This window comes from Neptunomonas antarctica (assembly GCF_001305295.1).
Taxonomy (GTDB): Bacteria; Pseudomonadota; Gammaproteobacteria; order Pseudomonadales; family Balneatricaceae; genus Neptunomonas; species Neptunomonas antarctica.
Window position 1 is genome coordinate 163,020 of sequence record NZ_LJSI01000026.1, and the last position, 25,342, is coordinate 188,361.

Genomic DNA, 25,342 nt, shown 5'->3' on the forward strand with positions numbered 1-25,342 from the left:
CTCAAAATAAATTAATTGATGCTGTAAGTGCTCCAGGGCACCTACGGCATTTTGATGTTTACATTTAGATGTACAATTAATAGGTTTACGAATGGTTCACGATCCTTTTAAGCAAGCCAGTAGCGCGAGAACACTATCTGCGCCTCCTTCTGCTAATGATTATATGAAGGATATTGTATTTAGGGCTTTTGCCTATTTTTGTGCCTCAGCAATTATTCTTTTAGTGGTCTATATTGTTTTTGAAATCGGCTCTGAAGCGCTGCCAGCAATCAAGACTCATGGTTTGGGCTTTATAACGGGCACAACATGGGATGCGAACAAAGGCGAGTTTGGTGTGCTTCCTGAAATTTGGGGAACACTCTATAGTGCATTAATCGCACTGGTTATTGGTGGGGTTTTCGGTGTTGGGATTGCTATCTTCTTAACGCAAAGCTTTGTCCATGCGAAATTAGAACTTGTATTCAGAACCACCATTGAATTATTAGCCGCTATTCCTTCTGTGGTCTATGGCCTATGGGGTATTTATGTACTTATCCCATTACTAAGACCCGGTGCATTATGGTTGCATGAAACTTTCGACTGGGTTCCATTATTTAGTACCGAGTTAAGTGGTCCGGGTTTAGCCCCTGCCGCACTGGTACTCGCTATTATGATTTTACCAACGGTCGCTGCTATTTCAGTCGATGCCTTTAAACGTATCCCATACAGGGTTAAAGAAGCCGCGTACGGTATGGGCGCCACTAAATGGGAAGTCATTCTTAAAGTGATGCTACCCACCGCCTCGTCCGGTATTCTGGCAGGTTTAGTACTGGGTTTTGGCCGCGCGTTAGGTGAAACAATGGCGCTTGCCATGTTGATTGGTAATGTTAACAACATCAGCTTCTCGCTATTTTCACCCGCTAATACCTTAGCCTCTCTGCTGGCATCAACCTTCCCTGAAGCAGGCGACATAGAAGTACAAGCCTTGATGTATGCGGCATTGGTACTACTTGTCATCACCTTTATTGTTAACGTCGCCGGTTTAGCCATTCAGCAATACACGATGCGTAAATTCGAGGGTAAAAAATGAGCGAAATAATCCAATCATCAGCCCCAGTGATTCAGTACCCTTCACTAGAGAAAAATTCGCTTGATATTCGAGAATTCAAGAATATATTCCTAACCATTATGGTATGGGGAATCGCTATTATGGCGAGTATCCCCCTATTCTCAGTTATTTCTATGCTGATTATTGAAGGCGGTGCACGTATAGATTTTGCAGCATTAACCGAAATCCCCCCCGCTGGCTTTGAAATGGGCGGTGGTTTTGGTAATGCGATTATCGGAACATTAGTGATGGTGGGCATTGCCTCACTCATCAGCATTCCTTTTGGCATTATGGCCGCGCTACATTTAGCTATCCTCGATCCTAATAGTAAGGTGGCTACTGTTTCTCGATTTTTAGCTAAGGTGCTGACTGGTTTTCCTTCTATTTTAGCCGGTATCTTTGTTTACGGTGTCATCGTTATTACCACAGGAACCTACTCAGCATGGGCCGGTGGTGTCGCATTAGCCGTCTTAATGTTGCCAACCGTGACATTAGCCGCCGAAGAAGCCATGAAACAAGTGCCTCAACGTATGAAAGATGCTGCTTTTGGCATGGGTTGCACGCGCACGCAAGTCATTATGAAGGTGGTCTTACCCACCGGTTTACCCGGCATTTTAACCGGTGTTATTCTGGCCGTTGCCGGTGCTGCCGGAGAGTCTGCTCCATTGCTGTTTACCGCCTTGTTTAGTAACTACTATATGGCTGAGTTAGCTGAGCCAACTGCGTCACTCTCGATCCTGATTTACAACTTCTCAGGAATGCCATTTGATAATCAGATTGAACTCGCCTGGTCTGCATCATTAGTACTGGTTGTACTAGTCCTGCTCTTCAACATACTTGCACGCCTTGTCGGCCGTTCAAAATTTAAAGAATAATTGAGGTAATACATTATGACTTCGCTATCCGATACGGGTGAGTTTATTGCTAAAAAATATGAGCCGAAAGGCCCCGTCGTTTTAGACTGCCAGGTAAATAATATTTACTACGGTGATTTCAGAGCGGTCAGGGACTCTCATATTCCCATTGAAAAGAATAAAGTAACGGGATTTATTGGCCCATCTGGCTGTGGAAAAAGTACGGTATTAAGAAGTATGAACCGTATGAATGACTTAATTGATTCATTCCGTTTTGACGGCAGCATTCAATATCACAGTAATGATATTTACGGAAAAAAGATCGATCCGGTGGTTGTCAGAAGATACATTGGTATGGTGTTCCAATTACCTAACCCCTTCTCCATGAGCATTTACGATAATGTGGCTTTTGGCCTGAGACTCAATGGCTATAAAGGTGATGAAGAAGAAATGGTGGTGAAAGCACTTAAAAGAGCCGCTATTTGGGATGACGTAAAAGATAAACTTAAAAACAGCGGTCTATCTTTATCGGGTGGCCAACAACAACGCCTTTGTATTGCCAGAGCAATTGCAACTGAACCTGATGTGTTATTAATGGATGAGCCCTGTTCAGCGCTTGATCCCATCGCTACACGCCAGGTTGAAGAACTAATGGTTGAATTGAAAGAGCACTATAGTGTGGCCTTAGTAACACACAATATGCAACAGGCTACACGTGTTGCCGATGTTACCGCTTTCTTAGGTGTGGATATTTCTAAGGGTGGCCGTACCGGTTATCTCGTTGAAATGGACGATACTCATAAGATTTTTGAAGATCCACAGCAAAAATTGACACAGCAATATATTAGAGGTGAGTTTAGTTAATTTCTATAATTTCAATAGATTAGCTTTTACTAACGCTAAAATTTATAAACCTGTAACACACGGCATGATTTGATGGCTAAAATATTACAACTAAATATTGATGAAATCAGATCATGCCTTGTCGATACACAGAAAAACTTCAGCAAAATTAATGCAACATTAAGCGTCCAGCGGAAACCGCCATCCGATGAGGTCATTAATAATCTGATCGCAGGTTATTCCAAAATAAATGAACATCTGCTCAATGGTACGGATCTATTTAAAATGGGTAACTCTGAACTCATCTTAGAACTTAACCATATCGTGTTATATTATCATTCAGATATTTCAGTTGAAGAAGATAAATCACAATTCAAGGCAACAAAAAAACATTTTTACGACACCAAGAATGCTGGAATTGGCCAATTAATGGAATGGTTAGCGTTTAATAAAAACACTAACATTTGGAAAAAAACAGCCGGCATATTCACCCATATATTAAGTCAGCCACAACTGTTTTTAGAAGGTAACCACAGAACAGGATCATTAATCATGAGTTATTTACTTATGAAAGAGGGCCTCTCCCCCTTTGTCCTTTCGTATGAAAATGCCAGACATTTTTTTGAACCTGCAGAGTTAACCAAAAAACGTCATAAAAAAACACTCATAGATGAGTTTATTCATTTACCGAAAGAAACACGCAAGTTCGCCAAACTGCTCAAAAGTGAAGACACGAAAAAATTCTTGTTAAATAAGTAGCTTAGTGGAGCCTATCTGACGCTTTTTTAGTTTTTAATTCACCACGGTTAGCTAGCAATATTTTTTGAAAGCGTTCAGGATCATTTTTTATAATATCGACATATTCCATGACTAATTGATGCCAATTATTGCCCTCGTACATCGCAAATTTATCCAGACTAACCATGAGTAATTTAGCGGCAGCACGTTGTTCTTTTTTATCTGCTTCGCCATACCAGTTTACTATTTCAGCATAAAGCGATTCTATTTTTTCTAACGGAGTTAATTCAACCGTTATTTTTTCAGGTTTTTTCTGGCTCATTCAAGCTACCTCAAGACTGTAAGTGAACGACTAAAGCTCCAAATACCATTCGCTGGAAAAATCACCACTATTTCATCATTTAGGGTGAGATTAAGTACGTTCCTTATGGGGCACACTCATGAAAGTGTGCTTTCTTACTCCTGAATTTAATTATCCGCTCAGATAGAGTAACCTTCCAACGCATAGGCGGGTAGATCTTCTTTATCAGGCACGGCAATCGGATTGCCATTATCATCAATAGCAACAAACTTAAATGTCGCTTCTGTTACCTTTTCGCGCGTACCAATTCGTCCCCGTCTGGCCCATGCTTCAACGTGTACATTCATGGACGTACGCCCCACCGAAGTAATATCAGTGTAAACACCTAAAATATCACCCACTTTAACAGGACGAATAAAGCTCATACTATCCAACGCCACTGTAACCACACGACTCTGCGCCCGTTGTCCGGCACAGATACCCGCTGCCATATCCATCTGTGACAACACCCAACCACCAAAGATATCACCTGAAGGGTTGGTATCCGCAGGCATTGCGATGGTGCGCGTCGTTAAACGACCCCGGGTTTCTTCGCTAGACATAAATTTCACCTTAAATTCTACTGAAATACTAATAATGAAGACGACCACGTAACAATAGAGGACCTGACGACATTCTTAATACTGATTTCAATTGGGATTGATTGAATTGAACGCAAACACGTTAGCGCAATGAGTGGCCCAACGCCGATCTTGCATACTAGCCCTTAGTATAACGTAGCGTACCGTATCAGAGAAACAAGCAAAATCAGGACACTGGTAAGTTCAGTACGATTGTCATGCTGCTATTTTAATGACTTCAGGTCCGCATCAAAATCATCCACTGCGACAGCCTGGGCCACAGCTTTCTTGGCCTTATTCAGGAGCTGCGCCTCGGCAGGGGTGATCACCTGTGCTGACAGCGCCTCCTCTACGGTTTGCTTGTCACTCAACTTTTTGCGCAGAGTTTCAGTATTAATAACCGCTATGAATGCCTGCTCGATACGATCAATTCCATCCCCGGGGTTACCGGTAAACACCGCATCGGTCAATCGGCGGCGGGTTAGCGAATCCGACAGTAACAACTCCGCGCATTGACGAGTCAGTCTATCTGAAGGTGGCGTATGACCCGCACCAAAAGGCAGCACTAGCAAACGCATCAACCAGCCCAACGGCCGAATCGGAAAGTTAGCCATAACTTCAGCCAGACGTTGTCTTATGGTATTGATACCGGTATGCATGCACCAGTCTAATAGAGGGCGGCTCTCTTCAGGACAGTCTTCATCGTTGAAACGCTTTAATGCACAGCTGAGCAAATACAACTCACCCAATACATCACCCAGGCGCGCCGAAATCAGCTCTTTGCGTTTTAATGCGCCACCCAGTGAAACCAATGCGATTTCTGTCACCAGAGTCAACACTGCCGAATAGCGACTCAAGGTTCGATAATGGCAAGCAAGGCTTCCCGCATTGGGCGGCGCACTGGCGAACCGGCCCAATGTCCAGGTATGCAGCACCGCCCTACCTAAGGTCGCACACTGAAAACGAAGATGTTTAAACAACAGTTCATCAAACTGCTTCACGGCCTCCGCTTCATCGGCTTGTTCAGCGACTTGCATTTCCTGTAACAAAAACGGGTGGCAGCGAATAGCTCCCTGACCGAAAATAATCAGGTTACGCGTTAAAATATTGGCCCCCTCCACCGTAATCGCGACGGGAATCGAACGGTACATATTTGCCAAATAATTAGCGGGTCCATCGCATACTGTTTTACCTCCGTGTACATCCATCGCGTCATTAATAGTGTTACGCAGTCGATAGGTGGCCTGAGATTTCAATATGGCCGAAATAACCACCGGCACCTTACCTGTTTGCAGCACGCCCATCGTGGTTTTCCGTGCAGCATCCAGCACATATGCCGTCGCTGCAATCTGTGCGAGACACTGCTGCACCCCTTCGAACTTACCCACTGGAATACCAAACTGTTCACGAATCCGAGCGTAGGCACCGGTGGTTCTTGCCGCCAATATCGCGCCACCCACGCTGAGTGACGGTAGTGAAATACTGCGTCCTGCCGCCAATGCGGTCATCAGCATTTTCCAGCCCTGCCCGATGCCATCCTGGCCACCAATCACCTGATCCATGGAAATGAAGACGTCTTTACCCCAATTAGGTCCATTCTGAAAAGCCTGCATAGCAGGATAGTGGCGCCTGCCGATATTAATGCCCTCAAGATCAGTAGGCACTAACGCGGCGGTAATGCCCCACTCTTCCCGGTCACTTATCAGGTGATCTGGATCGTAGAGTTTAAACGCCAGGCCCAACAAAGTCGCCACGGGCCCGAGTGTAATGTAGCGTTTGTGCCAGTTTAGTTTGATGCCCAATACACGCTCACCGTTGTGCTCTTGATAGCACACGTCACCGCGATCAATCATTGCCGCAGCATCGGAGCCAGCTTCGGGACTGGTCAGCCCAAAACAGGGAATTTCACGACCATCGGCCAGGCGGGGTAAATAGTGATCTTTTTGCGCGGGGGTACCAAACTCCATTAACAGCTCGCCGGGACCCAGAGAATTGGGGACCATCACGGTAACCGCTACGGCAATACTGCGAGTGGAAATCCGCATAACGACTTCGGAATGTGCGTAAGCAGAGAACTCCAGACCACCGTATTGTTTGGGAATAATCATCCCAAAAAAGCGCTTCTCTTTTAAGAATTGCCAGATAGCTTCGGGAATACAGCGCTGTTCGGCCGTGATGGCCCAATCGTCGATCATGCTGCATAGCTCTGCTACGGGACCCTCCAAAAAGGCCTGTTCTTCGGCAGAAAAGACCGGCGCGTCTAACGCCAGAAACGATGACCAGTCAGGCTTGCCGGACAGAATTTCAGCATCCCACCAAACATCACCCGCCTCCAGCGCCTCGCGCTCGGTATCTGATATCGGCGGCAGTATTTTCCTGAGCCGCCGTAAGAGTGGTGCACTGATCCAACGTTGACGCCAGCTATTCATAGTCATGACCTTTTCTGGAAGGACTTTAAATAAATGTACTCCCTACTTGAGGGCACTGACAAGGGAACGTGCGATTAAGTCCGGCACTGCGAGCTAATACACTTCATAGCTCTTCAGGGATAAGTCGATGGACCACCAACTCACCTTTTTCCTGGTCATATAGAGAAACTGATTCCCTGGCAGCGTTTAGTGGCCATCATCGAGCATTGTGCGCGTCGATCAGATGCCAAGAGCGAAGGACAAATGCGTCTGGATGTCTTAAAGCAAGCCAACAGGGGTGGAAAAGCAGTTAAAAAACAGAAGCGACAGGCACCGATAGGAATGACCGTTATCGCTTGGAAAAATTGAGCAGGTCTATGTGTTTAATGACCTGTTTATCTGATCAAAAATGCCATTTAAGCAGTAGAGATGGATTACGTTCATCCACTCCATTGATACCGAATTTATTGTTCCAGTATGCATACTCCACACCGACATACACCGGCGCTTTGGAGCCGAGAAGCTTGCCGGCATTCCATTTCAACTGTGAGGTAAAGTTCATTTCACTGGCATGATCAGAGGCGGAAGTACTCCAATCAATGAAACCATCGTAGAGGAATTCAGCACTGCCAACAGAGAACGGTGCAGCAAAGGACACCGACAATTGTTCATCGCTATCTTTATTACCATTATTTACGTGGTAAACATTAGCATTAACATAGCTAAAGCCAGGGACATCTAACTTCATACCCACACCGAACAGAAAGTTATCAAAGCCACCGAACTTGTCACTTTTACCTTCCCATTGACCCGCAAGAAGCACGTCTTTAACCGGCCCAACGGAAAGATCTAATCCCGTTAAGTAATTAAGACTCACACGTGGTCCAAACTCAAAATAAGTTTCACGGGTTGAGTCATCGGATACAGAACGATCGATGAATAAAAAAGTATCTCCCCAGCTATGGCCGCTGGCGTGCTCAAAGGTCACAACCTGACGTTTATTATCACCGACTTCGTAGTCGCTACCTTTGAGGTAACTAACGCTGAAATTACTCCAAAGCTGATTTGCTGAAGCACCGCCCGAGATCAATATGCCTGTAAGAGCCAATGCAACTGTTGTTTTTAACTTCATGGGTGTTTACCTTCGTTTATTATATTTTTATTTTTTTAATCGGCACAAAACCTTATCAACCTATTCAGGCTGATATTTCAGACGTCCATTCAACTGGTTTTCAATACTGGTTTTTGCAATAAAAGGCACAGCACTCAGTCATATTGAGTTTGCTAACTTACGTGCCAGTTTTTTCTGACGCTCTATTAAAGCGTTGATATCAAAATTCAGAATTTCACCATCCACAACTCTCCATTGTCCCGCAACCATAACCCGGTCCGCCTGATTTGCCCCACAAAGAACCAGCGCGGCAAGAGGATCGCCAGCACCGGCAAAACGCAGCTCATCCAGTTTGAACAATGCAAAATCCGCTTGTTTATCGACGGCAATAGAACCGATATCCTCACGCCCAAGACATCGAGCCGAGCCCGCAGTGGCCCAGGATAATACCTTCTGATGAGTAATATCATTTGCGCTATAACGTAAGCGCTGTAAGAGAAAGGCCTGGCGAACTTCTTGAATCATATTCGAGCCATCATTCGATGCTGATCCGTCGACACCCAGCCCTACAGGGCTTCCCGCCTTTTCCAAATCAAGCGTTGGGCATAACCCTGATGCAAGCAGCATATTTGACGATGGGCAATGACAGATCCCAGTCCCGGCTTCACCCAGACGACGAATTTCATCTTGATTAAAATGAATGCCATGGGCCAGCCAGACTTTATCACTCAACCAACCGACCTTTTCCAGATAATCCAGCGGTCGAAGACCAAACATCTTGATACAAAAATCAGTTTCATCATGCGTTTCAGCCAGATGGGTGTGCAGTCTAACGCCATGCTTTTTAGCCAAGTCCGCACTTGCACGCATTAATGCTTCGCTCACTGAAAAAGGTGAGCACGGTGCAAGTGCCACCTGAGTCATAGCACCCTCTTCTGCCTGATGATAACGCTGAATCAAACGCTCACTATCAGCAAGAATAGTATCCTCGTCCTGTACCGTTGTTTGCGGGGGAAGCCCGCCATCATCCTCTCCCAGACTCATTGACCCACGAGTAAGATGCACCCGCATGCCCAATTTCCGGGCTTGCTCCATCTGAATGTCGATGGCGTTCTCCAGCCCTTCAGGAAACAAATAATGATGATCACTGGCCGTTGTACAACCCGAAAGTAATAATTCTGACAGCGCAACCTGAGTCGACACCTCTATCATCTCCTCCCCTAAGCGAGCCCACACAGGGTAAAGACTCTTTAACCAGGGAAACAGCGCCTTATTTAGTGCCTGAGGGTATGCCCGGGTCAGCGTTTGATAGAAGTGATGATGACTATTAATAAGGCCGGGCAACATAACATGCTCACGGGCATCAAATATCTGGTCCACAGGATGTTCGGGTTGCTCCCCAACCGCTAACACTTCAACAATACGCTGGCCTTCAATAACGACGCCACCGGCGTAGCTGCTATCCAATGTTGCTAATGGCGTTTTAATCCAGATTCGTGCGCTATTCAACGTCTGTTCCCCAGGAAATTTGATTAATTAAAAGATAAATGAATACCAACATACTGTCTACATTATGCGTTATTTATTGTATCCATATTGTGAAATTAAAGTTCACACTAAATATAAATGATTCATAAAATACGAATTTAAACAGCTCCGTATGATGGCTATTAGTTGAAACCACACCCAATACTTCTCAATTTTAATTCAAAAAAGCAGCTTTAGTTAACTCAGTTTTAGAAATCACAGACGAGAATAAAGAAACAAGTAAAATAATGTATGTATACAAAAAAAAACGAAAGTAGACACAAACTTCTCTAACAATAAGACGAAACTCTTTTTTACCTTCCAGGCGGCAATAGAAGCTTTTCCAGGACGCAAAGATTAAAATACCAGCCCGAATATAACGGCTCTGAATTACCGTCCAATATCGCCGCCATCACAACGACCTTCGGGTAATTCGGTAAATTCTGACACCTGATAATATTTAACTTGACTTACGGGTCAGGTTTTATTTTAATGATTGTATACCAAATTTAGCCAAAATAAATACAAAACAGGAGGTCTGCCTTGATTAAGTTCTTGCTCAATCAGCAACTGCAGGTAGAAGCGTCTATAGACCCGAACATGACTGTGCTGAACTACTTACGCACGCATGCAGCAAAGACAGGCACTAAAGAGGGCTGCGCCTCGGGTGACTGTGGCGCCTGCACTGTTGTTGTCGGCGAGCTCATAACGGACGAACATGGCGACCAGATTAGCTATATAAGCATTAACTCCTGCCTGACCTTTATCTCCGCCCTGCATGGCAAGCAACTGATCAGCGTCGAAGACCTTAAACAAGGTAATCAACTCCATCCGACACAACAGGCGATGGTTGACTGCCATGGCTCACAGTGCGGTTTCTGTACGCCCGGTTTTGTCATGTCGATGTTCGCTTTAGGTAAAAACATTGCTAGCCCGAATAAACAACAGATCGAGGAAGCGCTTTCAGGCAACCTGTGCCGTTGCACCGGTTATCGCCCTATCGTTGATGCAGCTAAACAGATGTACGACGTTAAAGAACAGGATCAATTCGACCGCCAACAACAGCAAACCATTGAGCGTCTGCGTCAGTTGCAGATAGATGATATGCCTCAGCTCAGCAACGGCAATAAGCAGGTATTCAATCCACGCAGCACAGACGAGCTGGCGGAATTACTGAGCGCCAACCCTACTGCTCGTTTAGTGGCTGGCGGTACCGATCTGGCCTTAGAAGTCACCCAGTTTCATCGCGAACTCAACACACTTATCTACGTCGGCGATATCGCCGCGCTGAAACAGGTTGAGGTATTTTACGATCGCATCGAACTAGGTGCCGCCGCATCTTTAACCTCTTGTTACCAGGCGCTGACTGACGACTACCCCGATTTCGGTGCACTACTACACCGCTTTGCGTCACTACAGATTCGTAACCAGGGCACGCTGGGCGGCAACATAGCTAACGCCTCACCCATTGGCGATTCGCCACCGGCACTGATAGCACTCAATGCACAGGTGGTACTGCGTCAAGGGAGCCACAGCCGGACTATCCAGCTGGAAGACTACTTCATCGATTATAAGAAGACCGCACAACAACCGGCCGAGTTTATCGAGAAGGTTATTGTGCCGCGTGCTAACGGCAATCACAGCTTTCGCAGCTACAAGATATCCAAGCGCATCGACGATGACATCTCGGCGGTGCTGGGCTGCTTTAACCTGACGCTGAAAGACGGCGTTATTGAGGAGGCGCGTATCGCCTTCGGCGGCATGGCTGCCATTCCCAAACGTGCCAGCCACTGTGAAGCGGTGCTAACTGGCGCACCCTGGAATATGGACACCATCACCCAGGCACGCGAGGCACTGGCACAAGATTTCAGCCCAATCTCAGATTTTCGCGCCTCTAAGGAATACCGGATGCTGACCGCCAGCAATATGCTGATCCGTTACTTTATCGAGATCGAAAACCCTGATGCGGATAGCCGTGTTATGGACATTACCGAGACAGACAGATCCGTGGTCGGACATTACACCCCAGCACAAGACTCAACGGGAGGCAGCACGCATGTCTGATAATCACGGCTCTTCACCTCACTTAAAAGCACTGACTCAGGAAGAGATGCTGGTACTGGCTAAACAGGATCTAAAAACCGGCGTCGGGCGCAGCGTTAAACACGAAAGTGCCGCTAAGCAGGTCAGTGGCGAAGCTATCTATGTCGACGATCGACTGGAGTTTCCGAATCAGCTGCACGTCTATGCCCGCCTATCTGACTGTGCCCATGCGCGCATCACCAAAATTGATGTCGGCCCCTGCTACGATTTCCCCGGCGTCGCTATCGCGATCACCGCTGCGGATGTGCCCGGCCAGCTCGATATCGGTGCCGTTCTGCCTGGCGACCCGCTACTGGCCGACGGCAAGGTCGAGTTTTATGGCCAACCGATACTCGCGGTTGCCGCCAGCGATCATGAAACCGCACGCAAAGCCGCTATGGCAGCGATTATCGAGTATGAAGCACTCGACGCCGTACTGTCAGTCGAAGAGGCGCTCAAGCAAGAACTGTATGTCAGCGAACCACACAGCCACCAGCGCGGTGATTCGCAGACAGCACTGGCCAACGCCCGCCACACGATAAGCGGCAGCGTACATATCGGTGGCCAGGAACACTTCTATCTCGAAACCCAGGTCTCGTCGGTAATCCCGACCGAAGACGGCGGTATGATCGTCTACACCTCGACCCAAAACCCTACCGAAGTGCAGAAGCTGGTCGCCGAAGTACTCGGTGTTGCCTTCAACAAAATCCAGATCGACATGCGCCGCATGGGAGGTGGCTTTGGCGGTAAGGAAACGCAAGCAGCCGGCCCGGCCTGCATGGCCGCCGTGGTGGCCAGGCTGACGGGCCGCCCGACCAAGATGCGCCTGCCGCGCATGGAAGACATGCTGATGACCGGTAAGCGTCATCCTTTCTTCAATCAGTATCAGGTGGGTTTCGATGATAATGGTCGTATCACCGGCTGTGAGATGAAACTGGCCGGCAACTGCGGCTACTCGCCCGACCTGTCGAATTCGATCATCGATCGCGCGATGTTCCACGCCGATAACGGCTATTATCTGGGTGATGCCAGCATCACGGGTTATCGCTGTAAAACTAACACCGCATCCAACACCGCTTACCGTGGCTTCGGCGGCCCGCAAGGGATGATCATGCCCGAAATCATCATGGATGAGATAGCGCGCCACCTCGGCAAAGATCCGTTAGAAGTGCGTAAGCACAACCTCTACAACGGCATGCACGGCATTAACGGCTTTGGTCAGCCACTCACGCCCGAAGACGCTGGCCGCGATACCACCCATTATTACCAACCAGTGGAAGACAACCTGCTGCCGGAGATGATAGCCGAGCTGGAAGCCAGCAGCGACTATCACAAGCGCCGTGCAGAGATCCGCGCCTACAACTCCAGCAGTCCTATCCTGAAGAAAGGCCTGTCGCTGACGCCGGTCAAATTCGGCATCTCGTTCACCGCCACCTTCCTCAACCAGGCCGGTGCCTTGATCCACATCTACACCGATGGCAGCATCCACCTTAACCACGGTGGCACTGAGATGGGCCAGGGTCTCAATACTAAGGTGGCGCAAATAGTCGCCGAAGAGTTTCAGGTCGATATCGACAATATACAGATCAGCGCAACCGATACCGACAAAGTGCCGAATACCTCACCCACCGCCGCCTCATCAGGTACCGATCTGAACGGTAAAGCCGCCCAAAATGCGGCAATAATTATCAAGCAGCGTTTAGTCGACTTTGCGGTACGCCACTTCAATGTGAGCCCGGAGGATGTCAGCTTTGCCAACAACTACGTGCTGATTCGTGATCAGATCATGGCCTTTGCTGACTTTATCCAGTTGGCCTATTTCAACCAGATTTCGCTATCGAGCACCGGTTTCTACCGCACGCCTAAGATCTATTACGACCGCGATAACGCGCGTGGCCGGCCCTTCTACTACTTCGCCTATGGAGTGTCTTGCTCAGAAGTGGTGATCGATACCCTGACCGGTGAATACAAGATTCTACGCGCCGACATACTCCACGATGTCGGTGCCTCGCTCAACCCGGCTATCGATATAGGCCAGGTCGAAGGCGCCTTTGCGCAAGGTGTGGGCTGGCTAACATCTGAGGAATTGGTATGGAACGACAAGGGCCGCTTGATGACATCCGGACCGGCCAGTTACAAGATTCCCGCCATCGCCGATATGCCGGTCGACTTCCGGGTCAAACTGGTCGAGAACCGCAAGAACACAGAGGATACTGTGTTTCATTCCAAGGCCGTCGGTGAGCCGCCGTTTATGCTCGGAATCTCGGTATTCTGCGCCATCAAAGATGCCATCGCCAGCCTGGCAGGTTACCAGATCAGCCCCCAGCTGGACGCTCCAGCGACACCCGAGCGAGTATTGTGGGCGGTCGAAGCACTGAAGACGAAAAGCGATACCAAAACGGGAGCCATCTTATGAGCAGCAACTGGATCAGCGCATTAGCCCAGCTCGAGCAGGACGGCACCCCGGCGGTGATGATCACCGTGGTCGAGGAGAAAGGTTCTACCCCGCGTAACGCGGGTGCCAAGATGGTCGTCAGCGCACAGGCGCAATTCGATACCATCGGCGGTGGTCACCTGGAGCACAAGGCAATTAAGATCTGCCGCCAGCTACTCGAAGAAGGACGAACCCAGCCACGCCTGGAGCGTTTCTCGCTCGGTGCTAGTTTAGGTCAGTGTTGTGGGGGTGCCACCACTCTATTATTCGAACCTCTGGGGACTAATATCGTTCAGGTCGCGCTCTTCGGAGCCGGTCATGTGGGGCGCGCCTTAGCCCCAATTTTGGCTACCCTGCCCTGCCGCGTACGTTGGATCGATTCACGCGATGACGAGTTTCCCGGCACTATCCCCGAAGGAGTCGACAAGATAGTCAGCGAATTCCCGGTCGATGAGATCGCAGACATGCCCGCTAATAGCTACTTTATCGTTATGACTCATAACCACCAGCTCGATCAGGAGCTGACCGAGGCCATCCTGAAACGAGGCGACTTCGGCTACTACGGTCTGATCGGTTCACACACCAAACGTAAAAAGTTCGAACACCGCCTCAAAGCCAAAGGCTTTAGCGATGAGCAACTCGAACGCATGACCTGCCCGATGGGGGTTGCCGCCGTCAAAGGTAAGTTACCGGCTGAGATCGCGATCTCTGTCGCAGCTGAGGTCATCGCCACGTACAACGCTGCTTTTGGGCGTCAGAAAGAGCGCACACCCTTAGAAACAGCCGTTATTGAACGACTAGCGATTTAAGCGTGCATTAAGCCTGCTACTTACAAAAACAAGCACTCGCTAAGACAGAGAGACATCTGAACATGACCCCTACTATTCACGCTCATCGCTCTGCCCTGATTCATAGCCTGGGCGACCCGACCGAAACCGGCATAGAAAAGTCTTTTGAGTATTTTGAAGACGGACTGCTAATAATCGAAGAGGGTCGTATCGTCGCTGTCGGTGACGCACAAACCTTACTCTCGTCGTTGCCTGCAGACGCCAGCGTGACCGAGCACAGCAACAGCCTGCTCTGCCCTGGCTTTATCGATACCCATATTCACTACCCTCAGACGGGAATGATCGCCTCTTACGGAGAGCAGTTGCTCGACTGGCTGGAAAATTACACCTTTCCCACGGAGCAACACTTCAAAGACAAAGAGCATGCAGCCAGCGTTGCAGAGGTCTTTCTGAACGAACTGCTACGCAACGGCACCACCACCGCGCTGGTATTCGGCACGGTTCACCCTGAATCGGTCGATGCTTTCTTCGAAGCCGCCGAACAACGCGACCTGCGCATGATCGCCGGCAAGGTGATGATGGATCGCAACGCACCTGACTATCTCACCGATACTCCGCAATCCAGCTACCACGACAGTAAGGTCCTGATCGAACGCTGGCATGGTAAGAGACGACTTCACTACGCCGTCACCCCACGTTTTGCACCGACCAGCAGCCCCGAACAACTCGCGCTGGCAGGCCAACTGCTGAGCGAGTATCCCGGGCTGTATATGCATACCCACCTGTCTGAAAACAAAGACGAAATCGAGTGGGTAAAAGCGCTATTTCCGGAGCGTAGCAGTTATCTGGATGTCTACGACCACTACAAACTACTGGGTGAGCGTTCCATCTTCGCTCACGGCGTACACCTCTGCGATACGGAGTGCCAACGACTCGCGGACACCGATTCGGCCATCGCTTTTTGCCCTACCTCGAACCTGTTTCTTGGCAGCGGTCTGTTCAATCTGCCCAAGATGGAGTCGTACAAGATCAAGGTCGGCCTGGGCACCGATGTCGGCGCCGGCACCAGCTTTTCAATCCTGCAGACCCTCAACGAAGCTTACAAAGTGATGCAGCTGCAGCAGCACAAACTCAACCCGTTTAAATCACTCTATCTGGCTACGCTGGGCGGTGCACGGGCACTCAAACTGGAGACTAAAATCGGCAATTTCGAAGCCGGTAAAGAAGCTGATTTCGTAGTGCTGGATTACAACGCGACGCCACTGATGAGCTACCGCCTGGAGCACGCTAAAAATATTGAGGAGCGCCTGTTTGTCATGATGACACTAGGCGATGACCGTGCAATCAAAGAAACCTTCGCCATGGGACGCTCGGTTCATCAGCGTGACGCTAACTAGCCCGACTGCATTAGCGTGATTAAGACAGCCGATCTGAGGACCGTATCTCGCTTCCATAAATTGAAACACCCTGTAATGAAGAGCCATCATAAAAATAACGGCTCTCATAAATTCAACTGAGGAGTAAACGTTGTGGATAGCACTCAACAAAAACAAAACGCTTCATACAACCAGAGCCAATCTCAACCCCAATCCCAGCGCGGATTACTCGACCGTTTTTTCAAACTCAGCGAACACAAAACCAACATTAAAACCGAGTTAGTCGCTGGACTCACCACTTTCATTACCATGGGTTACATCATTTTCGTAAACCCTAATATCATGGCCGATGCCGGCATGGATCACGGTGCTGCTTTTGTCGCCACTTGTCTCGGTGCCGCGCTCGGCTGTTTCCTGATGGGTTTATACGCCAACTGGCCGGTCGGCCTGGCACCTGGCATGGGCCTCAACGCCTTCTTTACCTACACAGTCGTCGGGGAAATGGGTTACAAGTGGGAAGTCGCTCTGGGGGCGGTCTTTATCTCGGGTGTTATCTTTGCCATCCTCAGTATCTGGAAGGTGCGCGAGTGGCTGCTCAATAGTATTCCGATGAGTATGCGTTTCGCCATGACCGCTGGAGTCGGTCTGTTCCTCGGCCTTATCGGCCTGAAAACAGCCGGTATCGTGGTCGATAACTCAGCCACCCTACTGTCGATGGGTTCCTTCACGGAGCCTCGCACCCTGCTCGCCGCCGTCTGCTTCCTGATGATCGCGTCACTGTCCTACCACAAAGTCTTTGGCGCGGTATTTGTCAGCATTCTGGCCGTAACTTTTGCGGGATGGGGCATGGGCTTAGTCGAATACCACGGCATTATGTCGATGCCGCCGAGCATTGCTCCCACCTTGTTGGCACTCGACATCAGCGGCGCGATGGAAGTCGGCATGATCAGCGTAATCCTGGCGTTCCTGTTCGTGAACATGTTCGATACCGCCGGCACTCTGATGGGTGTTGCCACTAGCGCTAACCTGGTCCGCAAAGATGGCTACATCGAAAATATGAGCAAAGCGCTGAAAGCAGACAGTACCTCTAGTGTTTTTGGTGCCCTGTTTGGTTGCCCGCCCGTGACCAGCTATATCGAAAGTGCCGCCGGTGTTGCTGCCGGTGGTCGTACAGGACTGACGGCAGTCACCATTGGCTTGCTATTTGTTGCGGCAATGTTCCTCGCCCCTCTGGCTGGAATGATTCCGGCCTACGCTACTGCTGGCGCATTGATCTACGTAGCGATGCTAATGATGACAGGTCTGAAACATATCGATTGGGATGACATCACCAACACCATCCCTGCTATCATCATGGTCATTATGATGCCGCTGACCTTCTCGATCGCCAATGGTGTAGCGATGGGCTTTGTCACCTTTACTGTACTGAAACTCTGCTCAGGCAAGAGCAGTGAAATTTCATTGAGCATCTATGCCCTTACTGCCATATTTATCGGTAAGTTTATTTTCTTGTAACTGATCCAAACACAACACTCGCGGCCCTCCCTACGAGGGCCTTTTTTGGTTTAAGAGGACACCCGCATGACCCTGGAAACCTGGCTACTTTTCTGCTCTGCCTCAGTACTGGTGATATTAATTCCAGGCCCGCTGTCTCTGCTAATGATCAGCAACAGTATCAACCACGGCTTGCTACGTAGTACACCCGCGTTTATCGGCGGCGTTAGTGCCTCACTGATCCTGCTGACAGCCTCCGCTACCGGCCTCGGTGCCTTATTACTGGCCTCTGAAAGCCTGTTTAATCTGATTCGTTATGCCGGCGCTGCCTACATGCTCTATCTCGGCTACCGTGCCTGGCAAGACTCTCGCCAGGTTGAAGCCAGCGAAAAGGACACGTCAGCACCCGGCCCTAATGTCAGCTCGATGTTTTGGCGTGCCTTCACGCTAGGCATCAGCAACCCCAAGGACATTCTGTTCTTCGTCGCTTTCCTGCCGCAGTTTATAAGCCTGGAGACGTCGCTGCCCTCGCAACTCTTAGTCATGATCGTTAGCTGGTGCCTATTAGACCTTGCCTGCAAGCTATTTTACGGCTGCAGCGCAAAACTGCTGGCGCCTGCACTTTCTAAAACGCGTAATTTACGTACCTTTAACAGAGTCAGTGCAGGGATCTTTGTCAGTGCCGGAACGGCGGTGCTCTTAAAATAAACCTAAGACCCGTGACTATTGGTCTGCATCAAACACGGGTGCTACAATGGCCGCCATCATCAACACTAGGACGCCAGTTTTCGATGGCTACAATTCGCGAACGTAACAAGGAATTAATCATCAAGGCCGCTAGCCAGCTTTTCGCCAATCGCGGCTTTGCTGCGACCAAGACGATCGATATTGCTCAGCTGGCAGGGGTTCCCAAACCTAACGTTTACTACTACTTCAAGAATAAGGAAAACCTCTACCGCAGCGTTCTGGAAAGTATCGTCGAGCCACTACTACAATCCTCAGAACCACTGCACGAAAACAGCGACCCCACTGTCGCCATGAAAGATTATATACGCGCTAAAATTCGTATATCCAAAGAACATCCTTACGCCTCTAAGGTATTCGCCAGTGAGATCATGCACGGCGCGCCACGCCTGCCCGAAGACATCAAAGCGCAGTTACTGGAACAGGCACAACGCAGCACCGCACAAATCCAATCATGGATTGATCAGGAGTTAATGGCTCCAGTCGATCCACACCACCTGCTGTTCACTATTTGGGCTGCGACTCAGACCTACGCCGATTTCGACTGGCAAATCGCTACCGTGACAGGCAAATCAAAGTTAAACGATGCTGACTATGAAATCGCTGCTGAGCTAATTGAGCGGTTAGTTATCAAGGGTTGTGAGATTAAAGCGTCTCTTTAAGCCGGTTTTAAAAAGCACCATCCAGAGCAAAGACTGCGGATGAGGCATAAAAAAATCCGATGCCAGTGATGACATCGGATTTTCTATTCACCCTATATTCAACCCTACTTAGACTCCAATGCCTCGGCGAGGCACTGTTATCGAAAGAAAAGAGCTCAGAGCAAAGAGGATTGATACTCTGTATTAAACATTACTTTTTAGCGAAGATATTTGAGAATACTGATTTAAGATCATTACTCGATGTATCTTCATCAAAATTGAGCTTTTTCTCGATATGATCCAAATGATGCATCATCAGACTTACCGCCTTGGCTTTATCTCTTTGTCGAATAGCATCAATCAATTCAAAATGCTCATCATACGAGCAATGCGACTTAGCGCCACTCTCATACTGCGCTATAATCAGAGAACACTGAGAGACTAAACTACGCTGAAAACTCAACAAGGGTGCGTTATTAGCCAGCTCTGCCATACGTAAATGAAATTCTCCCGATAAGCGAATACCGGCACCGCGGTCGCCACGGTCGAAGCAGTTCTGCTCATCCAGAACCAATTTTTTTAGTTTATCGATCTGAGCGTCTTCTGCATTTTCAATCACAAGCTCGGTCACTGCTTTCTCAATGATCCGACGGCTAAATACAATCTGGCGGGCTTCTTCAATACTAGGACTAGCAACCACGGCCCCGCGGTTAGGACGCAAAACCACTACCTGTTCATAACCGAGCCGAGACAAAGCGCGTCGAATAATAGTACGGCTTACGCCAAAAATTTCGCCCAGAGATTCTTCATTGAGCTTAGTTCCAGGTGCTATACGCTGCTCAAGAATGGCATCAAAGATATGAGCATAAACAATATCGTCCTGTGTACTCTTACCCTTCTGCCCTTTGCTCACTGCAATTTTTTCAAGCATTTCGTTCATAAACTCATCTGTTTGAAATAATAATCAAATATAAGCATCATGTTTAATAATACTTATCAATGGAGATTTAAAAATCCATACATAATATGCGTTAAATAGTACATAAACGTTTGAAATTTGTACACAGAAAACAGTGACCCAGAACAGGCCCGCGCACTCTGATTTCCAAAAAAAATAACACTATCATACTTAGCACAATACATCTGATCACTGCTCAAACAGCTTGTATACAATTAAGATATAAAAACATTACCTCTTTATAGATAACGTTAAATTTATAAAACACGGCCAAAGTGAAAGTAATAAAGGTTTGCAGCTAATGTGTTTTCAGCAGGACAGATCAACTACCCCGGTAAGTCGAATAGCTATAAGGTGAGATTAGCAAGGGGACATGATAGTGCTCGCCCTCATCAGCAATGCCAAATCTCAGTACAACTTCACCCAAAAACGCAGGCTCTGGCATCTGAACTCCACGCTTTTGATAATAGGCAGCCACGTTGAATACCAATTCATAAACACCTTTGCGGAAGTTATCCCCTTCCAGCACTGGCTTATCACAACGCCCATCAGCGTTTGTCTTTACCTGTGTAATCAGCTCGCGTTCTTGACCAATACGGTACAGAGAAACGCTAATATCATTCCCAGGACAGCCATGAGCGGTGTCCAGTACATGCGTCGTTAAATATCCCATATATTTCTTACAGTGCGTAAAGCACCCTCCTTCAATTGGTAAGCACACGTCTTATTCACGGGTACTTTTTCGTAATCAGATAAGCCAACTATTAATAATCAGACGAGTCGACTATAGAACAGGAAACAACATAATCGCAACAATAAATTTACTTATTGTATACATATAAATCAGCCAGTGTAAAACAACTAACAAACACAGTTAAAGCAAGTACATCCATTAAAAAATGTGATTAATTATAAAAAAACAGTCTTTTCGGCCTATAGCGGTCGTTTATTTTTGCAATCACTCTGCGTTATTGTATACAATTAAGTAAATTAATGTTTATCTTAATCTAACTAATACCGGTCTTAAACTGTATCAAAAGGAATCGACTCGTGAGCAACGAATATCCACGCGACCTAATCGGATACGGCAGCAACCCGCCTCACCCTCACTGGCCAGACCAGGCACGTATTGCTATTTCATTCGTACTTAATTACGAAGAAGGCGGAGAACGCTGCATTCTTCATGGCGACAGTGAATCAGAAGCTTTTCTGTCAGAAATGCCTGGCGCCCAGCCTTTAACCGGCGTACGTAATATGAGCATGGAGTCTTGCTATGAATACGGCAGCCGCGCAGGTGTATGGCGTCTTATAAAACTATTCAATAAGCATGACATCCCTTTAACAATATTTGCTGTAGCCATGGCAGTGGAACGCAATCCAGCCGTTGCGCAAGCCATGGTTGAAGCGGGCCATGAGATATGCAGTCATGGTTACCGCTGGATTGATTATCAGTACATGAACGAATCTGAAGAACGCGATCATCTTGAGCGCGCTATCGAGATCATTACACGCGTTACCGGGAAACGGCCACAAGGCTGGTACACAGGACGCAACGGTCCAAATACACGCAATATAGTGATGGAAGAAGGTTCTTTTCTGTACGACTCTGACGCCTACGATGACGATCTGCCTTACTGGGTCGACAATAACGGCAAAGGACATCTGGTCATCCCTTACACACTGGATACCAATGACATGCGCTTCGCCACACCGCAGGGCTTCAATAGCGGCGAACAGTTTTATCAGTACCTGAAAGACAGCTTCGATACATTATATGCAGAAGGTGCCGATGCACCGAAGATGCTCTCTATCGGCTTACATTGCCGACTGATCGGACGACCGGCCCGAATCGCGGCCTTAGAACGTTTTATTGCTTACGCAAAAAGCCACGAACAGGTCTGGTTCACCCGCCGCGTTGATATTGCCAAACATTGGTATGAGAAGCACCCATACAACCCGGAGAACGCACGATGAGTAAAGTCTGTTTTCAACACTGCACCCCCAGCGAGATGGATCGCGACACGTTTGTGAGCACCTTTGGTGATATCTATGAACACTCACCCTGGATCGCCGAGCAGGCTTACGATCAGGGCATAGACAGCAGCCATAATGAGATTGCAGTACTCCAGAAAAAGATGGCAAGCATACTGCTCAATGCTGACAAACAGGCACAGCTTGATCTCATTAACGCCCACCCGGATTTGGCGGGTAAAGCGGCAGTTTCAGGTGAACTCACTGAAGCGTCAACATCAGAGCAGGCCGGGGCCGGCATCAGCGATTGTACCGCTATAGAGTTTGCCCGGTTTACTGAGTTGAACGATGCATTTAAAACCAAGTTCGGCTTCCCTTTTATCATGGCAGTCAAAGGCAGTAATCGTCACCTGATTCTGGCGTCATTTGAGGAGCGCATTCACCACGCACCAGAGCAGGAATTTGTCAGAGCGCTACAAGAAATCAACAAAATATCCCAGTTCAGGCTGGCAATCCTGTAATAAATATAAAAGGCACAGCGAGTAATATTATGAACCCAGCAAAATTTCAGAAAAACATTAACCTGGCCGATGCGCGACTCGGTAGTAAAGCTATTTATGTAACCGATGACTGGTTTGCCGCCGTGGACCGAATGCTTCAACCTACCCCACCTGTCTGGAAGGAAGGTGTATTTGATGACAACGGTAAATGGATGGATGGATGGGAGTCACGTCGCAAACGCTTCGAAGGTTACGACTTCACCATTATTCGCCTCGGTGTGCCTGGCGCAATCAAAGGTGTTGATATTGATACGTCGTTCTTCACCGGTAACTTCCCACCCTCCGCATCACTTGAAGCTTGTTTCTGTACTGAAGGCGACCCGGCTGACGACGCACAATGGACTGAAGTGCTGAGTGCCGTTAGCCTGAACGGCAACAGCCAGCACCTGCATGCGGTTAATGATGACCGCCCCTGGACCCATATCCGTTTTAATATTTTCCCGGACGGCGGGGTAGCCCGCCTTAAAGTCTACGGCACCCCGTATCTTGACTGGTCCAACATCGACGCCAATCAGGAGATTGATCTGGCATCATCACTCAATGGCGGTCGCGCCCTCGCCTGCAGTGATGAACACTTCGGCACTATGAGTAACATCCTCAATCCGGACCGTGGCATCAACATGGGTGATGGCTGGGAAACCGCGCGTCGTCGTACCCCTGGAAATGACTGGGTAATTATTGCTCTGGGACATCCTGGTGAGATCAGCCGTATCGTAGTCGATACGCTGCACTTTAAAGGTAACTATCCTGATAGCTGTTCAATTCAGGCGTCTTACGTTAAAGGCGGCACCGATGAACAGATCGAAACCCAGAGTTTGTTCTGGAAAGAGCTGCTGCCGTCACAGAAACTGGAGATGCATCAGGAGCACGAATTTTCTGAGCAGATCTGCGCTACCGGCCCGATAACACATATTCGTCTGAACATCTTCCCTGATGGCGGCGTAAGCCGATTAAGACTCTTCGGCCAATTATCTGACAAAAAAGCTGTCTGAGGAGGTAAGCATGCTGACTCTTTACCCACAACCACTGACGGCTGAAGCTTTCGCCCCTTACGGCGATGTAATCGAAACCGCTGATCGTGATTTTTTCATGATCAACAACGGTTCAACACAACGTTTTCACCGACTGGCCAACGTACAACTCGGCGCACCTGGTGATCAAGGAATTATCAGCATCTTCAGGGCTCAGGCCCTGAAAATGCCGTTAGCTATCAAAATGCTGGAACGCCACCCTCTCGGCAGCCAGGCTTTCATACCGTTAAAACAGAAACCGTTTTTGCTATTAGTCGCAGAGCCCGGCGAAAACCCGCAACCATCAGCAATAAAAGCATTTATTACCGATGGTAGCCAGGGTGTTAATTATCACCGTGGCGTATGGCATCACCCGATCCTGTGCTGCGTAGATGAAGATGATTTTCTGGTCGTAGATCGCCAGGGAGAAGGAAACAACTGTGATGAGTTCTTTTTTGCTGAGGGGGCAGAGATCCTGCTAGATCCCGGCAAATAACTCACGGCTAAATAACTACTGGTAAGTAATAAAACCGACAACAATAATATTTTTGGCCTTTAAAATATCTGCAGGGTCAAAGCTATATGAGGAGTAAACAATGGATCCGCATATTACAGAATGGCTCAACCTGCTGGTTCGCTGGGGGCATATGATCGCCGGTGTCGCCTGGATCGGCGCGTCCTTCTATTTTAACTGGCTGGAAAACCATCTGGATAGAAGTAAACCCCGTGATGGCCTGTCCGGCGATTTATGGGCGATCCATGGGGGCGGTATTTATCATCTGGAAAAATACAAACTGGCACCACCAAAAATGCCAGAAACACTGCACTGGTTTAAGTGGGAAGCTTACGCCACCTTCCTGTCAGGGTTCTTCCTGCTAGTCGTAGTTTACTATCTGAATGCGCAACTTTATCTGGTTGCACCGGGCTCAGGTATTAGTTCCGCTGCTGCAATTACTATCAGTGTTGCCAGCCTGGTGGCGGGCTGGTTTATTTACACTACTCTGTGCGATTCTGTATTAGGTGAAAAACCGACGTTACTGGCAGCGATACTATTCATTCTGCTGGTGGCTGCAGCCTGGGGATTCTCTCAGATATTTAGCGGACGTGGCGCCTTTATACATGTGGGTGCGATTATCGGTACTATCATGGTGGGCAACGTATTCCGCGTGATCATGCCGGCCCAACGCGCACTTGTCGGTGCAATAGAATCAGGACGAGAACCCGATCCATCACTGCCTGCAAAAGGCCTGTTGCGTTCACGTCACAACAACTACTTTACTCTGCCAGTACTGTTCATCATGATCAGCAACCATTTCCCAAGCACGTTTGGCAGTGAGTATAACTGGTTGATTTTGGCAGCGTTAGCCGTGTTAAGCGTAGGGGTACGTCACTACTTCAACACGCGACATAAATCCCAGAAATATCTATGGACATTACCGGCCGCGGCGCTGGGTATGCTAGCACTGGCCTTTGTTACTGCGCCTCAACAAGTGGTACAAGGCAACCTGGAAAGTCAGGTAAGCTTTCAGCAAGTAAAGCAAGTCATCAACGAACGCTGCACCGTCTGCCATGCAGAAAATCCAACTTATGCCGGTTTTACTACCGCTCCGCTAGGCGTAATAATGGAAACGCCTGAACAGATAAAAGCACTGGTACCACGGATAATGGTCCAGTCTATTTCAACTCAGGCTATGCCTCTGGGTAATATCACCCAGATGACCCAACAGGAACGAGACCTGATCGCATTATGGATACAAAAAGGCGCTTCTATTAAGTAATTGAGGTGAGCCTGGCA

The 25,342-nt window shown here is 48.3% G+C and carries 22 protein-coding genes and 1 pseudogene; 16 read left to right on the forward strand and 7 right to left on the reverse strand.

Going from position 1 to position 25,342, the window contains the following annotated elements; all coding sequences use genetic code 11:
• The first annotated feature begins 91 nt into the window (after positions 1-91).
• The 4 genes from pstC to Nant_RS05610 all read left to right on the forward strand — a co-directional run bounded on the left by pstC (position 92) and on the right by Nant_RS05610 (position 3,543).
• Positions 92-1,069, forward strand: a complete 978-nt coding sequence (gene pstC, locus Nant_RS05595; protein WP_054340651.1) for a phosphate ABC transporter permease subunit PstC — start codon at positions 92-94, stop codon at positions 1,067-1,069.
• On the forward strand, positions 1,066-1,962 hold the full coding sequence (gene pstA / locus Nant_RS05600; protein WP_054340652.1) for a phosphate ABC transporter permease PstA: 897 nt from the start codon (positions 1,066-1,068) through the stop codon (positions 1,960-1,962). Before pstC ends, pstA begins: the two co-directional genes overlap by 4 nt.
• 15 nt (positions 1,963-1,977) lie before the next feature.
• A complete protein-coding gene (gene pstB / locus Nant_RS05605; RefSeq protein ID WP_076495991.1) occupies positions 1,978-2,805 on the forward strand; it encodes a phosphate ABC transporter ATP-binding protein PstB in 828 nt (275 codons plus the stop codon).
• Positions 2,806-2,877: 72 nt separating this feature from the next.
• Positions 2,878-3,543, forward strand: coding sequence for a hypothetical protein (locus Nant_RS05610; protein WP_054340653.1), 666 nt, complete (start codon positions 2,878-2,880; stop codon positions 3,541-3,543).
• Between the two features lies 1 nt (position 3,544).
• On the opposite strand, the gene Nant_RS05615 is transcribed toward Nant_RS05610, so the two are convergent.
• The 5 genes and pseudogenes from Nant_RS05615 to Nant_RS05635 all read right to left on the reverse strand — a co-directional run bounded on the left by Nant_RS05615 (position 3,545) and on the right by Nant_RS05635 (position 9,471).
• Positions 3,545-3,844, reverse strand: coding sequence for a hypothetical protein (locus Nant_RS05615; RefSeq protein ID WP_054340654.1), 300 nt, complete (start codon positions 3,842-3,844; stop codon positions 3,545-3,547).
• A gap of 158 nt (positions 3,845-4,002) precedes the next feature.
• Positions 4,003-4,425, reverse strand: a complete 423-nt coding sequence (locus tag Nant_RS05620; RefSeq protein WP_054340655.1) for an acyl-CoA thioesterase — start codon at positions 4,423-4,425, stop codon at positions 4,003-4,005.
• Between the two features lie 242 nt (positions 4,426-4,667).
• Positions 4,668-6,884 (reverse strand): annotated as a pseudogene (locus tag Nant_RS05625) (acyl-CoA dehydrogenase); the annotation flags it as partial.
• A 370-nt stretch (positions 6,885-7,254) separates the two neighbouring features.
• Positions 7,255-7,983 carry an outer membrane protein OmpK gene (locus Nant_RS05630; protein WP_054340657.1) on the reverse strand — a complete coding sequence of 243 codons (729 nt, stop codon included), beginning with the start codon at positions 7,981-7,983 and terminating at the stop codon, positions 7,255-7,257.
• 138 nt (positions 7,984-8,121) lie between these two features.
• Positions 8,122-9,471, reverse strand: a complete 1,350-nt coding sequence (locus tag Nant_RS05635) for an 8-oxoguanine deaminase (RefSeq protein WP_054340658.1) — start codon at positions 9,469-9,471, stop codon at positions 8,122-8,124.
• A gap of 561 nt (positions 9,472-10,032) precedes the next feature.
• On the opposite strand from Nant_RS05635, the gene xdhA reads away from it, so the two are divergent.
• The 7 genes from xdhA to Nant_RS05670 all read left to right on the forward strand — a co-directional run bounded on the left by xdhA (position 10,033) and on the right by Nant_RS05670 (position 19,069).
• Complete coding sequence (gene xdhA / locus Nant_RS05640) at positions 10,033-11,553, forward strand: xanthine dehydrogenase small subunit (RefSeq protein ID WP_076495993.1); 1,521 nt, start codon at positions 10,033-10,035, stop codon at positions 11,551-11,553.
• Complete coding sequence (gene xdhB / locus Nant_RS05645) at positions 11,546-13,987, forward strand: xanthine dehydrogenase molybdopterin binding subunit (RefSeq protein ID WP_054340659.1); 2,442 nt, start codon at positions 11,546-11,548, stop codon at positions 13,985-13,987. Before xdhA ends, xdhB begins: the two co-directional genes overlap by 8 nt.
• Positions 13,984-14,814 (forward strand): xanthine dehydrogenase accessory protein XdhC, encoded by an 831-nt coding sequence (gene xdhC, locus Nant_RS05650; protein WP_054340660.1) that lies wholly within the window; start codon positions 13,984-13,986, stop codon positions 14,812-14,814. The genes xdhB and xdhC overlap by 4 nt, the downstream gene beginning before the upstream one ends.
• A gap of 62 nt (positions 14,815-14,876) precedes the next feature.
• A complete protein-coding gene (gene guaD, locus Nant_RS05655; protein ID WP_054340661.1) occupies positions 14,877-16,190 on the forward strand; it encodes a guanine deaminase in 1,314 nt (437 codons plus the stop codon).
• Positions 16,191-16,322: 132 nt separating this feature from the next.
• Positions 16,323-17,684 carry an NCS2 family permease gene (locus Nant_RS05660; RefSeq protein WP_054340662.1) on the forward strand — a complete coding sequence of 454 codons (1,362 nt, stop codon included), beginning with the start codon at positions 16,323-16,325 and terminating at the stop codon, positions 17,682-17,684.
• A gap of 66 nt (positions 17,685-17,750) precedes the next feature.
• Positions 17,751-18,371, forward strand: a complete 621-nt coding sequence (locus tag Nant_RS05665) for a LysE family translocator (RefSeq protein WP_054340663.1) — start codon at positions 17,751-17,753, stop codon at positions 18,369-18,371.
• Between the two features lie 83 nt (positions 18,372-18,454).
• A complete protein-coding gene (locus Nant_RS05670; protein WP_054340664.1) occupies positions 18,455-19,069 on the forward strand; it encodes a TetR/AcrR family transcriptional regulator in 615 nt (204 codons plus the stop codon).
• A gap of 190 nt (positions 19,070-19,259) precedes the next feature.
• On the opposite strand, the gene Nant_RS05675 is transcribed toward Nant_RS05670, so the two are convergent.
• Together Nant_RS05675 and uraH are read right to left on the reverse strand one after the other, a co-directional pair.
• Entirely contained in the window at positions 19,260-19,988 is a 729-nt protein-coding gene (locus Nant_RS05675) for a GntR family transcriptional regulator (protein ID WP_054340665.1), read from the reverse strand.
• A gap of 340 nt (positions 19,989-20,328) precedes the next feature.
• Positions 20,329-20,679 carry a hydroxyisourate hydrolase gene (uraH, locus tag Nant_RS05680; RefSeq protein WP_054340666.1) on the reverse strand — a complete coding sequence of 117 codons (351 nt, stop codon included), beginning with the start codon at positions 20,677-20,679 and terminating at the stop codon, positions 20,329-20,331.
• A gap of 377 nt (positions 20,680-21,056) precedes the next feature.
• On the opposite strand from uraH, the gene puuE reads away from it, so the two are divergent.
• The 5 genes from puuE (at position 21,057) to Nant_RS05705 (ending at position 25,325) form a co-directional block, all read left to right on the forward strand.
• Positions 21,057-21,980, forward strand: coding sequence for an allantoinase PuuE (gene puuE / locus Nant_RS05685; RefSeq protein ID WP_054340667.1), 924 nt, complete (start codon positions 21,057-21,059; stop codon positions 21,978-21,980).
• Positions 21,977-22,498, forward strand: coding sequence for a 2-oxo-4-hydroxy-4-carboxy-5-ureidoimidazoline decarboxylase (gene uraD / locus Nant_RS05690; RefSeq protein ID WP_054340668.1), 522 nt, complete (start codon positions 21,977-21,979; stop codon positions 22,496-22,498). The genes puuE and uraD overlap by 4 nt, the downstream gene beginning before the upstream one ends.
• A gap of 29 nt (positions 22,499-22,527) precedes the next feature.
• Positions 22,528-23,529, forward strand: a complete 1,002-nt coding sequence (gene alc / locus Nant_RS05695; RefSeq protein ID WP_054340669.1) for an allantoicase — start codon at positions 22,528-22,530, stop codon at positions 23,527-23,529.
• Between the two features lie 10 nt (positions 23,530-23,539).
• The gene (locus Nant_RS05700) at positions 23,540-24,043 is read left to right on the forward strand and encodes an ureidoglycolate lyase (protein WP_054340670.1); all 504 of its coding nucleotides are present in this window, start codon (positions 23,540-23,542) and stop codon (positions 24,041-24,043) included.
• 100 nt (positions 24,044-24,143) lie between these two features.
• Positions 24,144-25,325, forward strand: a complete 1,182-nt coding sequence (locus tag Nant_RS05705) for a urate hydroxylase PuuD (RefSeq protein ID WP_054340671.1) — start codon at positions 24,144-24,146, stop codon at positions 25,323-25,325.
• Positions 25,326-25,342 lie beyond the last annotated feature (17 nt).

Bases quoted from the DNA above. Each gene is read 5' to 3' on its own strand.
- pstC (WP_054340651.1), top strand. From the start codon at position 92: ATGGTTCACGATCCTTTTAAGCAAGCCAGTAGCGCGAGAACACTATCT.
- pstA (WP_054340652.1), top strand. From the start codon at position 1,066: ATGAGCGAAATAATCCAATCATCAGCCCCAGTGATTCAGTACCCTTCA.
- pstB (WP_076495991.1), top strand. From the start codon at position 1,978: ATGACTTCGCTATCCGATACGGGTGAGTTTATTGCTAAAAAATATGAG.
- Nant_RS05610 (WP_054340653.1), top strand. From the start codon at position 2,878: ATGGCTAAAATATTACAACTAAATATTGATGAAATCAGATCATGCCTT.
- Nant_RS05615 (WP_054340654.1), bottom strand. From the start codon at position 3,844: ATGAGCCAGAAAAAACCTGAAAAAATAACGGTTGAATTAACTCCGTTA.
- Nant_RS05620 (WP_054340655.1), bottom strand. From the start codon at position 4,425: ATGTCTAGCGAAGAAACCCGGGGTCGTTTAACGACGCGCACCATCGCA.
- Nant_RS05630 (WP_054340657.1), bottom strand. From the start codon at position 7,983: ATGAAGTTAAAAACAACAGTTGCATTGGCTCTTACAGGCATATTGATC.
- xdhB (WP_054340659.1), top strand. From the start codon at position 11,546: ATGTCTGATAATCACGGCTCTTCACCTCACTTAAAAGCACTGACTCAG.
- xdhC (WP_054340660.1), top strand. From the start codon at position 13,984: ATGAGCAGCAACTGGATCAGCGCATTAGCCCAGCTCGAGCAGGACGGC.
- guaD (WP_054340661.1), top strand. From the start codon at position 14,877: ATGACCCCTACTATTCACGCTCATCGCTCTGCCCTGATTCATAGCCTG.
- Nant_RS05665 (WP_054340663.1), top strand. From the start codon at position 17,751: ATGACCCTGGAAACCTGGCTACTTTTCTGCTCTGCCTCAGTACTGGTG.
- Nant_RS05670 (WP_054340664.1), top strand. From the start codon at position 18,455: ATGGCTACAATTCGCGAACGTAACAAGGAATTAATCATCAAGGCCGCT.
- Nant_RS05675 (WP_054340665.1), bottom strand. From the start codon at position 19,988: ATGAACGAAATGCTTGAAAAAATTGCAGTGAGCAAAGGGCAGAAGGGT.
- uraH (WP_054340666.1), bottom strand. From the start codon at position 20,679: ATGGGATATTTAACGACGCATGTACTGGACACCGCTCATGGCTGTCCT.
- uraD (WP_054340668.1), top strand. From the start codon at position 21,977: ATGAGTAAAGTCTGTTTTCAACACTGCACCCCCAGCGAGATGGATCGC.
- alc (WP_054340669.1), top strand. From the start codon at position 22,528: ATGAACCCAGCAAAATTTCAGAAAAACATTAACCTGGCCGATGCGCGA.
- Nant_RS05700 (WP_054340670.1), top strand. From the start codon at position 23,540: ATGCTGACTCTTTACCCACAACCACTGACGGCTGAAGCTTTCGCCCCT.
- Nant_RS05705 (WP_054340671.1), top strand. From the start codon at position 24,144: ATGGATCCGCATATTACAGAATGGCTCAACCTGCTGGTTCGCTGGGGG.